At 69.6% G+C, this 12,485-nt stretch carries 14 protein-coding genes; 8 read left to right on the forward strand and 6 right to left on the reverse strand.

Features of this window, described 5'->3' with window-relative positions:
- Positions 1 to 222: 222 nt before the first annotated feature.
- On the forward strand, positions 223 to 1,146 hold the full coding sequence (locus tag Ate02nite_RS01650) for a helix-turn-helix domain-containing protein (RefSeq protein ID WP_203797830.1): 924 nt from the start codon (positions 223 to 225) through the stop codon (positions 1,144 to 1,146).
- Between the two features lie 3 nt (positions 1,147 to 1,149).
- Here the strand turns inward: Ate02nite_RS01650 and Ate02nite_RS01655 are convergent, their stop codons facing one another.
- Positions 1,150 to 1,596 carry a DUF6232 family protein gene (locus Ate02nite_RS01655; protein ID WP_203797832.1) on the reverse strand — a complete coding sequence of 149 codons (447 nt, stop codon included), beginning with the start codon at positions 1,594 to 1,596 and terminating at the stop codon, positions 1,150 to 1,152.
- A gap of 237 nt (positions 1,597 to 1,833) precedes the next feature.
- On the opposite strand from Ate02nite_RS01655, the gene Ate02nite_RS01660 reads away from it, so the two are divergent.
- Both Ate02nite_RS01660 and Ate02nite_RS01665 read left to right on the forward strand, forming a co-directional pair.
- A complete protein-coding gene (locus Ate02nite_RS01660; protein ID WP_203797834.1) occupies positions 1,834 to 3,030 on the forward strand; it encodes an aminopeptidase in 1,197 nt (398 codons plus the stop codon).
- Positions 3,031 to 3,096: 66 nt separating this feature from the next.
- Positions 3,097 to 3,762, forward strand: a complete 666-nt coding sequence (locus tag Ate02nite_RS01665; RefSeq protein WP_239147055.1) for a class I SAM-dependent methyltransferase — start codon at positions 3,097 to 3,099, stop codon at positions 3,760 to 3,762.
- Here the strand turns inward: Ate02nite_RS01665 and Ate02nite_RS49355 are convergent.
- A complete protein-coding gene (locus Ate02nite_RS49355) occupies positions 3,752 to 3,886 on the reverse strand; it encodes a hypothetical protein (protein ID WP_275422752.1) in 135 nt (44 codons plus the stop codon). The genes Ate02nite_RS01665 and Ate02nite_RS49355 overlap by 11 nt on opposite strands.
- Before the next feature lie 104 nt (positions 3,887 to 3,990).
- On the opposite strand from Ate02nite_RS49355, the gene Ate02nite_RS01670 reads away from it, so the two are divergent.
- Entirely contained in the window at positions 3,991 to 5,544 is a 1,554-nt protein-coding gene (locus Ate02nite_RS01670; RefSeq protein ID WP_203797836.1) for a phospholipase D family protein, read from the forward strand.
- On the opposite strand, the gene Ate02nite_RS49940 is transcribed toward Ate02nite_RS01670, so the two are convergent.
- Both Ate02nite_RS49940 and Ate02nite_RS01680 read right to left on the reverse strand, forming a co-directional pair.
- Positions 5,493 to 6,731: a protein-L-isoaspartate O-methyltransferase family protein gene (locus tag Ate02nite_RS49940; RefSeq protein WP_203797838.1), complete on the reverse strand. Its 1,239-nt coding sequence runs from the start codon at positions 6,729 to 6,731 to the stop codon at positions 5,493 to 5,495. The genes Ate02nite_RS01670 and Ate02nite_RS49940 overlap by 52 nt on opposite strands.
- Positions 6,732 to 6,735: 4 nt before the next feature.
- A complete protein-coding gene (locus tag Ate02nite_RS01680) occupies positions 6,736 to 7,842 on the reverse strand; it encodes a phosphotransferase family protein (protein ID WP_203797840.1) in 1,107 nt (368 codons plus the stop codon).
- Positions 7,843 to 7,880: 38 nt separating this feature from the next.
- On the opposite strand from Ate02nite_RS01680, the gene Ate02nite_RS01685 reads away from it, so the two are divergent.
- From Ate02nite_RS01685 to Ate02nite_RS01700, 4 genes are read left to right on the forward strand one after another with little or no spacing between them, the layout of a single operon-like run.
- Entirely contained in the window at positions 7,881 to 8,636 is a 756-nt protein-coding gene (locus tag Ate02nite_RS01685; RefSeq protein WP_203797842.1) for a transglutaminase-like domain-containing protein, read from the forward strand.
- A 54-nt stretch (positions 8,637 to 8,690) separates the two neighbouring features.
- Complete coding sequence (gene allB, locus Ate02nite_RS01690) at positions 8,691 to 9,989, forward strand: allantoinase AllB (protein ID WP_203797844.1); 1,299 nt, start codon at positions 8,691 to 8,693, stop codon at positions 9,987 to 9,989.
- 3 nt (positions 9,990 to 9,992) lie between these two features.
- A complete protein-coding gene (alc, locus tag Ate02nite_RS01695) occupies positions 9,993 to 10,982 on the forward strand; it encodes an allantoicase (protein ID WP_203797846.1) in 990 nt (329 codons plus the stop codon).
- Positions 10,983 to 11,001: 19 nt separating this feature from the next.
- Complete coding sequence (locus tag Ate02nite_RS01700; protein WP_239147056.1) at positions 11,002 to 11,577, forward strand: dihydrofolate reductase family protein; 576 nt, start codon at positions 11,002 to 11,004, stop codon at positions 11,575 to 11,577.
- 96 nt (positions 11,578 to 11,673) lie between these two features.
- Here the strand turns inward: Ate02nite_RS01700 and Ate02nite_RS01705 are convergent, their stop codons facing one another.
- Together Ate02nite_RS01705 and Ate02nite_RS01710 are read right to left on the reverse strand one after the other, a co-directional pair.
- Complete coding sequence (locus Ate02nite_RS01705) at positions 11,674 to 11,826, reverse strand: hypothetical protein (protein WP_203797848.1); 153 nt, start codon at positions 11,824 to 11,826, stop codon at positions 11,674 to 11,676.
- Positions 11,827 to 11,923: 97 nt separating this feature from the next.
- Complete coding sequence (locus tag Ate02nite_RS01710; RefSeq protein WP_203797850.1) at positions 11,924 to 12,451, reverse strand: hypothetical protein; 528 nt, start codon at positions 12,449 to 12,451, stop codon at positions 11,924 to 11,926.
- Between the last annotated feature and the right edge of the window lie 34 nt (positions 12,452 to 12,485).

Here is a 12,485-nt window from a genome sequence, read left to right on the forward strand (position 1 = left end):
TCAGGTGAGGTGGCCTCGATAGTCCATCGTCCCTCCCGCCATCGGCTCGGCCACATGTCCTGCCACCATGAAGCCGACCGATCACTCACAGTACCGGATATTCAGAGCCATTCATGTCTCCTGAAGTTCTGGCATTCGCGCCGAAATACGATAGGCTCTCGCCGATGGGTTTCGGCTACTTGCAATTCGCAGATCCCTTTGACTCACCGGGGCAACACCTGGATGATCGAGGCCATGCCCGACTCGCCTGATTCCTCCGCCGCGACCAGTACGCCGGAGGTCGGTCCCGCCGTTGCCCGCGAGCTGGTCCGGTTTCGGCTGAAGCAGCTTCGTGAGGCCAGCGAGTTGTCGCCGGCCACCGTCGCCGAGCACACCGGCTGGTCGATCTCGAAGCTGGCCCGGATCGAAAAAGGCGAGGTCACCGTCCAGCCGCTTGAGGTGCGCGCGCTGCTCACCTACTACGGTGTCGACGACCCCGACGAAATGGCCGCGCTGGCCCGGCTCTCCCAGGCTTCTCGCACCCGGCAGTGGTACAGCAAGCATCGACTCGAGGGCGATTTCCAACGCTTCGTGGCGTACGAGAGCGAAGCCAAGACCATCAATGTTTGGCAGATGCTGTTCATCCCGGGACTTCTCCAGACGCGGGAATACGCTCATGCGGTCACCGGTCTGTCCACTCGGCGCAGCCCCGATGACAAAGAGACTCTCGCGCGGGTCAAATTGCGCATGGACCGGCAACAGGCATTCCAGGAGCGGCTGGCCAAGTCAGGTCCGCCGCGCATGGTGGCGGTGATCGACGAGGCCGTCCTGCGACGTCCGATCGGCGGCCGCGACGCCCTGCGCCGGCAGCTGACGCACCTTCTCGAACTGGCCGCCGAGCCGGCCTACTCGATCGGCGTGATCCCGATCGACATGGTTCATCAGCCTGGCATCGGTGGCAACTTCGAGCTGCTGCAATTCGGCGGCGAGCGCCACAAGGACGTTCTTTTCGTCGAAGCTGCGGCCGGTGCCGACGCGCTGATTACGGACAAGGAACGGACAGAACTGTTCCAAGAAATCTTCAAAGATCTGCTCGCCTATGGCCGCACCGGGGAGGACGCGATCGAGACGATCGAGCAGATTCGGGACTCCATTCGGACTCCCTGAGTGCTACCAGCGGTTGGCTTCGATCGCTCGGATCACGGCGCGCCGCACCTGCTCGAACTCGCGCTGGTCGCGGCTGCGGAACAGCACGGTCTGCTGGCCGCGGTGGGTGGCTCGTAGCTCCATCCAGCGTGGATTACGGCGGCTGTCGAGCAGGATCGCGGCGGCGAGGCCGCCGGCGTCGATGACGGCCACGCCGAGCAGGACCGCCACCCCGAAGAACGCGGAGAGCGCCAGGCCGAGCAGCAGTTCGATGCCGCCGCTGATGAGCGCGACCTTGCGAGCCGGGTACTGGTACGAGAGGACTCGCGTCAACTGGCTCAGGTCGCGAACCAGGAAGAAACCCTCGTCGACGGCATCGATGTGGTGGCTGGTGACGCGAATGCGGCGACCGCGGTAGTAGACGGTCTGCCCGCTGTGACTGGCTGCCGAGGTACCCGAATTGAGTGCCATGACGACCTCCTTGATGTAACTCATCGTGAGGTGTCAGACGGCTGACAGCAAGCGGCGAACAAGGAAAACCTGTCGGCTGTACGCTAACTGCGTTACGCAGGTTCGAAGATAAGACACGTTTGCCAGATATTGTGTAGAAAAGTTTGTGGCTTTCGTTGGCATTCGTTCCTTGGCCCGCAAACTGCACCATGTCACGGGGCACCACCGGCACTTCACCGCTGATCTAGTCTGTCCCGCATGGGACAGATCGAGCGCTTAGCTGACCTGGTCGTCCGGGCCGGGGTCAATGTCCAGCCGGGTCAGGGCGTCGTGGTCGACAGCGACACCGCGCATCTGGAGATCGCCCGCGCCGTGGTCGAGGCCGCCTATCGGGCCGGGGCCGGCTGGGTGGAGGTCATCTTCACCGACGGGCCGATCCAGCGATCGGCGGTCGATCACGCGACGGTCGAGGAGCTCTCCGCGAGCCGGCCGTGGGCGCTCGCCCGGATCGCCGAGTGGCGGGCCGCCGGGGTCGCCTCGATCGGGCTGGTCGGCGACCCCGACCCGCACCTGTTCGACGGTGCCGACCCGGCCCGGGTGGCCGCCCGCCGGCACGACGAGGTGCGGGCCCGGCGGGACGCGATGTTCGCCGGCATGCGCTGGTCGCTGGTGGCGGCGCCGAACCCGGGCTGGGCCAAGCAGATCTTCGGTGAGCCCGACGTCGACCGGCTGTGGGCGGCGGTGAGCACCGCGATGCGGCTCGACTCGGCCGATCCGGTCGCCGAGTGGCAGGCCCGCACGGCCACCCTCGCGGCCCGGGCCAAGCAGCTCGACGCGCTGGAGCTGACCGCCGTGCACTACCTCGGCGAGGGCACCGACCTGGCGGTCGGGCTGCCGCCGAACGCGCGCTGGACCGGCGGCGGGCTGATCGACCACGACGGCATCCCCTACCTGCCCAACCTCCCCACCGAGGAGGTCTTCACCAGCCCCGACCGGCGGCGCGCGGACGGCACGATCCGGGTCACCCGGCCGATGGTGATCGCGGGTCAGCTGATCACCGGGCTGCGGGTGACGTTCAAGGGCGGGCGGATCACCGAGGTGTGGGCGGACGAGGGCGGCGACGTGATCCGCGCCCAGATCGACGCCGACGAGGGTGCCCGGTTCCTGGGTGAGGTGTCGCTTGTCGACCGGGACAGCCGGATCGCGAAGGCCGGCATCGTCTTCCACAACACGCTCTACGACGAGAACGCCGGTTGCCACGTGGCCTGGGGGCAGAGCTTCCCGTGGTCGGTCGAGGGCGGCCTGGCGATGACCCCGGAGCAGCGGGTCGACCTGGGGCTGAACCAGTCCGGCGTGCACACCGACGTGGTCATCGGCGGCGACGGCATCACGGTCACCGGCACCGGGCCGCGCGGCACTGTCGACATCATCCGGGACGACGAGTGGGTGCTGTGATCCGCGTTCGCTGAGGGCGGACCGTCCGGGGCGGCGGGCCGGGCCGGGCGGCGGCAGCATGAGGTGATGACGCCCATCGCGGTTTACGACGAGATCGCCGACTGGTACGAGAAGCAGTTCCTGCCGGCGTCGACCCCCGGTGACCCGATCGGGATCCGGGCCTCGCTGGCGGAATTGCTCGGGCCCGGTGACGGGCTCTGCCTCGAGGTGGGTTGCGGCACCGGGGTGCACGCCGCTCAGCTGCGTGAGCTCGGTTGGAATCCGGTCGGGGTCGATCTTTCGACGCGCATGTTGGCGTACGCCCGGGAAAGGCTGCCGATCGCTCGGGGTGATGCGACCCGGCTGCCGGTCCGCGACGCCGCGCTTGGCGCGGTCGTCGCGATGATGGTGCACACCGACATGCCGGACTACCCGGCCGTGCTGCGGGAGGTCGCCCGAGTGCTACGGCCGGGCGGGGTGTTCGTGCATGTCGGGGTGCATCCGGCGTTCTGCGGCGGGTTCGCCGACCGCTCCGACCCGGAGGCCGTGGTCATCAGCCGCGGTTATCTGGACGGGTACTGGACCAAACATTCGTGGACCACCGAGGGAGTACGCAATCGGGTCGGCGCGACGCATTTGCCGCTGCCGGCACTGTTGCGGGCTTTTCTGGACGCCGGTCTGGTGCTGACCGATTTCGCCGAGGGCGGTGATCCGGTGCCCACGACCCTGTCCATCAAAGCCATCAGACCATGAAGAGCATGGCGGAAGCACCCAACAGGACCAGCAGCAGGACCGCGATGAGCAGGCCCTTTTCCGCGGCGGCGGCATCGGTGGCGTCGGTGATGGCAGTGGTCGTGGCGAGCGGCTCGCTGCTCATGGGCTGATCCCTCCGGGGACTGTGAGCGGGCACGTTCAAGGTGCGCCTACTCGTCAAGGGGCATAGCGTGAGGTCGTCTTTGACCTCGAAAGGGCTGTGTCTCGGTGGATTGGTTTCTCAATGCGCAGGAGCGCGGCAACCCGGACTCCTCCATACCCTCGTGGTGCGGTGGAAACACCGCCGAACCGCTAATTCATGGAATAACGTATTTTGACCGGCTGGTGTCCGAGGTGGAAAGCCTCCGCGAGGGTGACCACCTGTTCTTCACCGACTGGCGCGGCGACCCGGACCAGCGGATGCGCGACGACGGCCCGACGGTGGCCGAGTTGTTCGGTGCGGCCGCCAAGCGCGGGGTCATCGTCAAGGGCCTGCTGTGGCGGTCCCATCTGGACAAGTTCGCGTACAGCGAGGAGGAGAACCGCAACCTCGGCGACGACATCAACGCGGCCGGCGGCGAGGTGCTGCTCGACCAGCGGGTCCGGCGCGGCGGTTCACACCACCAGAAACTGGTCATACTCCGGCATCCCGGGCGTCCCGAGCTGGACATCGCCTTCGCCGGTGGCATCGATCTGTGCCACAGCCGGCGCGACACCGCCGACCACCACGGTGATCCGCAGGCGGTGCAGATGTCCTCGGCGTACGGGAAGAATCCGCCCTGGCACGACGTGCAGCTCGCGCTGCGCGGCCCGGTGGTCGGCGTCCTGGATCTCTGTTTCCGGGAGCGCTGGACCGATCCCACCCCGCTCGACCAGCACGGCCCGATCTCCACGGTCGTCGACCGTCTGCGGCACGCCGACCAGCACGCGGACCGGCTCCCGCCGCAGCCGCCGGACCCGCCTTCGTGTGGGCCGCACAATATCCAGGTTCTGCGGACATATCCGGCTATGCGGCCGCCGTACAGTTTTGCCCGGAAGGGTGAGCGGACCGTGGCCCGCGGCTACACCAAGGCGATCCGCAACGCGCGCCGGCTGGTTTACCTGGAAGATCAGTACCTGTGGTCGACCGAGGTGGCCGACCTGTTCGCCGCCGCGCTGACCGACAACCCGGAACTGCACCTCATCGCGGTCGTGCCCCGGCATCCCGACGTCGATGGCCGGTTCGCGCTGCCGCCCAACGAGATCGGCCGCGAGGAAGCGATCAACCTGTGCCGCCGGGCCGCCCCCGACCGGGTCCACGTCTTCGACCTGGAAAATCACGCCGGCACCCCGGTCTACGTGCACGCGAAGGTCTGCGTCATCGACGACGTGTGGTGCAGCGTCGGCAGTGACAACTTCAACCGCCGGTCCTGGACCCACGACAGCGAGCTCTCCTGCGCCACCCTCGACGAGACGATGGACGAGCGGTCGCCCAACTCCTGGGGGCCCCGCCGCTTCGCGCGGGACCTTCGCCTCGCGCTGACGCGCGAACATCTCGACCGGGACGACGACCGGGGACTGATCGACCCGCTTGATGTCGTACGGGAAATGACCGTCACCGCCGACCGCCTGCAGTCCTGGAAGGACGGTGGCCGGAAGGGTCCCCGGCCGCCCGGCCGGGTGTTCCCGCACCAGACCGAGCGGTTGCCCTGGTTCCAACGGTTGTGGGCGATCCCGGCGTACCGGCTGGCCTACGACCCGGACGGCCGGCCGTGGCGGACCCGGCGCTCGGGGACCTGGTAGGTCGCGGGCACCCAGATCGGCTGGGCCGGGTCGCCGGCCAGGGCCAGGGTTACGTGCCAGGCCCGGATCGGCGGACGGCCTGCGGCTTCCCAGTCGTCCAGGATGGCGGCGGCTTGGGCGGCATACTGCTCGGCCTCGTCGCCGCCGGCCCAGACGCTGCCATCGGCCGGCAGGATGGCGCCGGCCGCGCCGGTGTGGTCTAGCAAGGCCAGGCGACTCTGCTGCTGGCCGGGGACTCCGGCGTGGGAGGCGCGGCGGTTCCAGGCGCCGGTCGCGTACCAGAGGTCGCGGTAGGCCGTCTCGGTCAGCGGCGGGTCGAACCGGGGCGGGGCATAGCGGGTCAGCTCGGCCAGCGCCGAGGTCGGCGGCGGAAAAGCGCCGGGGAAGTCCGCCACGAGCGGCCCGGACGCCTGCATGAACCCAGCCGCACAAACCGGCCGCCCACTAACGTCAGGCGCGCCAACGTTCGCCTCACTAACGTTAGGGCGACTAACGTTAGCCGGACGAACGTTAGGGGCGCCAACGTTAGGGGCGCCAACGTTAGGGGCGCCAACGTTAGGGGCGCCAACGTTAGTGCGGCTCACCCTCAGGACCGGGTGGGTGCCGGCGTGGATTACCGGGGCCAGCACGAAACCGCCCTCGGTCAGCTGCTCCAGCCAGTGCGGCGAGATCCCCGCGATCCCGACCGTCACGATCACCCGGTCGAAGCGCTCCCCCGGCCAACCCGCGTATCCGTCGGCGTGCTCTACCCGTACCCCCGCAATTCCGGCCCGGGCCAACGCCGCGCGTGCCCGGACCGCCACGTCTTCCTGCACGTCGATGCTGGTGACCGACGCCCCGAGCGAAGCGAGGAGGGCGGCGTTGTAGCCGGTCCCCGCGCCCACCTCGAGGATCCGCAGGCCGGGGGTCACCTCGAGGGCGTCGAGCATGACCGCCATCAGTGACGGCTGGCTCGACGAGCTGGTCGGGGTGCGGCCGTCCATCTTGGTCACCAGCACGTCGTCGCTGTAGACGACGGGCATGAACTCGGGGTCGGCCGGGCGCACCCAACTGCCGTCCCGGCGCTGGAATCCGTCGGGCACGAACGCCTCGCGCGGCACCGACCCGAACGCGGCCGCGAGCTGCGGCGAGAGCGCGACGCCGCCCCGCCGGATCTGCTCCAGGTACTCCCCGCGCGGCCCGGTCATGCCTTCAGACTAGGGCGGCGGCGAGGCTTTCTGGCACGTCCTGGGCATGATAGGGCCATTCGGAGGGCTCGATCTGCGCGAGGAAGTCGGCGTAGGCGACGGCGGCGCGCAGCGCCGCGACCGGCCGCAACAGCTCGGCGGCCCGGATCGGCTCGGTGCCGGGCAGGCTTTCTTTCCAGCGGTACGCCCATCGGCGCACCACCGGCTCCGGGTCGTCCAGGTCCTCGGTGAGCCGCAGGATGTCGAACGCCGGGTGCCCGATCGTGCTGTCGCCCCAGTCCAGGATGGTGAGGTTGCCGGCCGGATCGGTCCGCACGTTGCCGGGGTACAGATCACCGTGCATGAGCGTGTCCGGAAGCCCGCATTCGGCGACCGCCGCGAAGCGCGCCGGAAGCCCGTCGACCAGGGCGGCGAGCCCGTCGAGCCGGTCGAAGTAGGGCTCGGCGACCCGCCGGATCCGGTCGGCGTCGAGCCGGCTGCCGGGAATCGTGTCCGGGACCCGCCCGGCCAGCGCCACCTGCACCGGGTGGAAGGCCTCGGCGATCCGGTCGCACACGTCGGGGCCGGCGCCGTATCGGTCCTCCCCCTCGACGTGGGCGAGCAGCATCCGGCCCTCGGGGCCGTCGGCCAGCAGCGGCGGCCCGATCTCCCCGGCCAGCCGGATGGCGGCCGGTTCGTGCGCGAAGAACGGCGGGACCTGCTTGAGCCAGGCGACCGGCCGGCCGTCGGCGCCGTCGAGACGCCAGATCGCCGACAGGTTCCAGGTGCGGCGCTGGTGGGCGGTGACCGGGACGCCGAGCGCCTCCCGAGCCCAGGCCAGCGACGCGGCCGGCCCGCCCACCTCGGCGTACGGGGCCCGGAGCGGATGCGGCGCGAGGTCGATCTCCGTCTTTTCCAGCTGGTCGAAAGGCCCGGATGCCTCGGCCAGATAGGTCACGTGACCGCCGACCGGGCCGGGCTGGTCGCCGTGCAACAACCGCAGCACCTGACGGTCCGGCCGGGCGAACTCGCCCACCTCCTGCCACCACGGCGTCGACACCTCGAACTCCGGCAGCCGGCCGAGCACCGACCCGGCGGAATCGACAAGAATGAGGGTCACGGTTCGAGTCACGACCGCGACCGTAACCTACGGCGGATAGCGTGCGGTGCGTGAGTGAGATCGCCTGCCTGCTCGGCTTCGACGTGACCGAACCGGCCGAACTGGTCCTCCAGATCGCGCCGCCGTCCCCGCTGACCGAAACCCTCTCCGTCGAGGCCGACGAGCTGCCGGGCCGCCAGCACTACCTGCGGGCCGAGCCGGGCAAGCTGATCATCGAATACCGGGCGACGGTCGGCGAACTACCACCGCCGGCGCCGGTCTCCCCGCTGGACCGGATCGTGGCGCTGCGCCCCAGTCGGTACTGCCCGTCGGACCGGCTCGGTGGGTTCGCCGCGAACCTGTTCGGCGGGGCCGACGACCCGGCCGCCGCGGTGCGGGCGATCACCGACTGGGTGCACGACCACCTGTTCTACACGGTCGGCAGCAGCGGCCCGAGCACCGACGCGGTGGACACCCTGCTGTCCGGCGCGGGGGTCTGCCGGGACTACGCCCACCTGACCGCCACCCTGTGCCGGGCGCTGGACATCCCGGCCCGGGTCGCCGCGGTCTACGCCCCCGGCCTGAGCCCGATGGACTTCCACCTGGTCGTCGAGACCGCCCTGGACGGCGTCTGGCGGGTGTGGGACTCGACCCGGCTGGCTCCCCGGCAGTCGCTGATCCGCATCGTGAACGGCCGGGACGCCGCCGACACCGCGCTGGCCACCACCCTGTCCGGGGTGCTCACTCTGTCGGAGATGTCGATTCTCGCGGTGGCCGACGGCGATCTGCCGATCGACGACCACACGTCGCTGGTGTCGCTGTCCTGAGGGTCACTCTCCCGACGTGATCTCCTGAACACGAACGCCGTTTAGGGTCGAGTCATGGTCGATCTCGTGCTGCGGTCCCGCCGCGTCGTCACTCCGTCCGGGGTCGTCCCGGCCTCTGTCTCGGTCGTCGGCGAGAAGATCGTGGCGGTCGGCCCCTATGACGCGCAGGTCGAGGCGGGCCTGACCCTCGACGTGGCCGACGCGGCGGTGCTGCCCGGCCTGGTCGACACGCACGTGCACGTCAACGAGCCGGGCCGCACCGAGTGGGAGGGTTTCGCGACCGCCACCCGGGCCGCGGCGGCCGGCGGCGTCACCACGATCATCGACATGCCGCTGAACAGCCTGCCGCCGACGGTCGACGTCGCCGCGCTGAAGATCAAGCAGAAGGCCGCGACCGGCCAGATCCACGTGGACGTCGGTTTCTGGGGCGGCGCCATCCCTGGCAATTCTGACAAGTTGCCCGCGCTGCACGAGGCCGGGGTCTTCGGCTTCAAGTCCTTCCTCGCCGACTCCGGGGTGCCCGAGTTCCCGCCGGTCTCCGCGGCCGAGCTGGCCACCGCCCTGGAGGCCGTCGATGCGCTGTTCGTGGTGCACGCCGAGGACCCGGACCACCTGCACGACGCCGCCTCCTCGGCCACCTACGCCGATTTCCTCGCCTCCCGGCCGGCCGAGGCCGAGCACGCCGCGATCGCCACCGCGATCGAGGCGGCCCGGAAATCCGGGCGGCGCGTGCACATCCTGCATCTCTCGGCGGCCGGCGCGCTTCCGCTGATCGCGGCGGCGAAGGCCGAGGGCGTACGGGTGACGGCCGAGACCTGCCCGCACTACCTGACCCTGGACGCCGGCACGATCCCCGACGGTGCCACCGAGTTCAAGTGCTGCCCGCCGATCCGGGACGCCGACAATGCCGACCGGCTGTGGCAGGCGCTGGCCGACGGCCTGATCACCTGCGTGGTCAGCGACCACTCCCCCTGCACGCCGGAGCTGAAGCGGCAGGACACCGGCGACTTCGCGGCCGCCTGGGGTGGCATCGCCTCGGTGCAGCTGGGCCTGCCGGTGATCTGGACCGCGGCCCGGGAGCGCGGCTATGGACTCGCCGACGTGGTGGACTGGATGGCACGGCGGCCCGCCGACCTGGTCGGGCTGTCCCAGAAGGGCCGCATCGAGGTGGGTGCCGACGCCGACCTGGTGGTGTTCGACCCGGACGACACGTTCACGGTCGACCCGCTGACGTTGCACCACAAGAACCCGGTCACGCCGTACGCCGGAAAGGTTTTGCATGGGGTTGTTCGCAAAACGTGGGTGCGCGGGCAGATCGAGCCCACCGGCAGCTTCTTGAGCAGGAAGGACTGAACGATGGAGGACTTCAGCACCAAGCCCGACCTCGCGTCCCGGGCTCTCGGCGGCGGCGTGGTCTTCGCCAACGACGAGTTCTTCGCCGCCGCGGACCACCTGGTCATGCCGGAGCCGCCGACGTACTCGCCGCGGACGTTCGACCACAAGGGCCAGGTCTACGACGGCTGGGAGACCCGCCGCCGGCGCACCCCCGGCCAGGACGTGGCGATCGTCCGGCTCGGCGCGCCCGGCGTCATCCACGGCGTCGACGTGGACACCGCGTTCTTCACCGGCAACTACCCGCCGCACGCCTCGGTGGACGCCCTGGCCGTCGACGGCTATCCCACGCCGGCCGCGCTGCAGGCCGCCACCTGGGTGCCGATCGTGCCGAAGAGCCCGCTCGACGGCGACACCCGCAACCTGTTCCCGGTGCACGACAACCGCCGTTTCACCCACGTGCGCCTGACCATCCACCCCGACGGCGGCGTGGCCCGGCTGCGCGTGCACGGCGACGTCGTGCCGGATCCGGCCCTGCTGCCCGAGGTGTTCGACGTGGCCGCGCTGGCCAACGGCGGCCACGTGACCGGTTGCAGCAACATGTTCTACGGCCGCCCCGACAACATGCTCCAGCCCGGCCTGGCCAAGCACATGGGCGACGGCTGGGAGACGGCCCGCCGCCGCGTCGACGGCAACGAATGGGCCGAGATCACCCTGGCCGCACCCACCCAGGTCGAATTCGTCGACCTGGACACCACCCATTTCAAGGGCAATTCCCCCGGCTGGGCGTCGCTGCGCGGTTCGCTGGCGGGCGGCGAATGGTTCGACCTGCTGCCGGCCGCGCCCCTGACCCCGGACACCCCACACCGTTTCCCGGTGCAGCCGGCCGGCCCCGCCGACCGCGTCCGCCTGGACATCATTCCCGACGGCGGAATGGCCCGCCTCCGGGTGATCGGCCGTCCCGACCGCAAAATTCTCGAGGAAAATTTCCAGCGCCATGTCGAAGCCCAGTGAGCCGCTCCGACCCTAGGGCATGACAAAGGTAATCGCGGAGATGTCGATGTCGCTCGACGGTTTCATCGCCGGCGAGCAAAGCGGAGTAGATGAGCTGTTCGGCTGGTACGGCAACGGCGAGGTAGCCGTGCCGACCGCCGTCCAACACCTGACGTTCCAGGTCAGCCCGGCCAGCGCCGACCACCTGCGGCCGGCGTTCGCCGGCGCGATCGGCGCGCTGATCTGCGGCCGCCGGGTCTTCGACGAGACCAACGGCTGGGGCGGAACGCACCCGGTCGGCTGCCCGGTCTTCGTGGTAAGCCATTCCGTCCCCGACGACAAGCACGGCGCGTTCTTCTTCACCGACCCACTCGAGGCCCTTTCTGCCGCCCGGAAAGAGGCCGGCGACCGCGACATCGCGGTGGCCACCCCGTCGATCACCCAGCAGTTCCTGGACGCCGGCGAATTGGACGCGATAGTCGTCTCCCTGGTCCCGGTCCTGCTGGGCCGCGGAATCCGCTTCTTCGACAACCTCGCCACCACCCCCATCCGCCTTTCCGACCCGAAAGTCACCGAAGGCCACGGCGTAACCCACCTGACATTCCAAATCATGTGAGTACGGCGTAGGGGCCGGACAACCGCACCATCGCGAACCCCGCCTCCGGCGGCTGCCGCCCGCAAGGCAGGTGGGTGACCCCGGCCGCAGCGCGCCTCACGCGAGAATCGTCGCGACCGGCTCGGCGGGCGGCCGGGCTGATGCCCCGCCGGTGACCTCGGCCAGGCATTCCACCAGGCAGGTGCGCCACCGCCCAGGCCGCTCGGCCAGAGTGCCCTCAAAATCCCAGAAAACCACCGCCCCCGACATCCACCCAGCCTGCCGTAGCAGCCGCCACCATCCGAAAGCGGCCCGACCACCGTGCACCGCGCCGGGGCGATGGCACGCAGCTGAGTCATTTCCTCGGTCAGGGAGTTTCTCGTGGATCAGCTCGGCGTGCGCGGCGGAGGGAACGCCCGCCTTCAACGACAGCCACGAAGACGCCGAGTAGCGCCAAGACAGCTAGTGCGCCGGGCGCAGAGGTCCACACTGGCGTCGCGTAGCCGTCCTCGGTGGCGATCAGGTCCGGGTTCGTCCGGTCGGCGTAGACGGTCAGCTCCTGGCCCTCTCGGACCTTGTCCATGATCCAGGGGGAGCGAAGGTTCGCGCTGTGCTGTTCGCCCTGGACGGTGTAGCTGACCGTGAACCAGTGGTCGATCTCGTTGTCGTGGTCGCTGATGATGACCGCTCGGGTGCGGATGCCGTGTTCAACGACGTCCTTGCGGAGCCTGTCGTCGACGGCGAAGAGTCCGGCCGCCAGCAGCCCGAAGACAACCGCGCCGAGCAACCCCCACTTCACCAGCGGCCGGTTGAAAATCATGAGCTGTGCCCCCGCCGAAAATGTTGTCGATGTGCTCGACCGTAGGGCATCGGCGCTCCTGAAGCCCGCGATCACCCTCCCCTGTCACACGTCCGTCCCGGCGGCGGGA

This window comes from Paractinoplanes tereljensis (assembly GCF_016862435.1).
Taxonomy (GTDB): Bacteria; Actinomycetota; Actinomycetes; order Mycobacteriales; family Micromonosporaceae; genus Actinoplanes; species Actinoplanes tereljensis.

Bases quoted from the DNA above. Each gene is read 5' to 3' on its own strand.
- Ate02nite_RS01665 (WP_239147055.1), top strand. From the start codon at position 3,097: ATGACGCCCATCGCGGTTTACGACGAGATCGCCGACTGGTACGAGAAG.
- Ate02nite_RS01655 (WP_203797832.1), bottom strand. From the start codon at position 1,596: ATGGCACTCAATTCGGGTACCTCGGCAGCCAGTCACAGCGGGCAGACC.
- Ate02nite_RS49355 (WP_275422752.1), bottom strand. From the start codon at position 3,886: ATGAGCAGCGAGCCGCTCGCCACGACCACTGCCATCACCGACGCCACC.
- Ate02nite_RS01660 (WP_203797834.1), top strand. From the start codon at position 1,834: ATGGGACAGATCGAGCGCTTAGCTGACCTGGTCGTCCGGGCCGGGGTC.
- Ate02nite_RS49940 (WP_203797838.1), bottom strand. From the start codon at position 6,731: ATGACCGGGCCGCGCGGGGAGTACCTGGAGCAGATCCGGCGGGGCGGC.
- Ate02nite_RS01705 (WP_203797848.1), bottom strand. From the start codon at position 11,826: ATGTCGGGGGCGGTGGTTTTCTGGGATTTTGAGGGCACTCTGGCCGAG.
- Ate02nite_RS01700 (WP_239147056.1), top strand. From the start codon at position 11,002: ATGACAAAGGTAATCGCGGAGATGTCGATGTCGCTCGACGGTTTCATC.
- alc (WP_203797846.1), top strand. From the start codon at position 9,993: ATGGAGGACTTCAGCACCAAGCCCGACCTCGCGTCCCGGGCTCTCGGC.
- allB (WP_203797844.1), top strand. From the start codon at position 8,691: ATGGTCGATCTCGTGCTGCGGTCCCGCCGCGTCGTCACTCCGTCCGGG.
- Ate02nite_RS01650 (WP_203797830.1), top strand. From the start codon at position 223: ATGATCGAGGCCATGCCCGACTCGCCTGATTCCTCCGCCGCGACCAGT.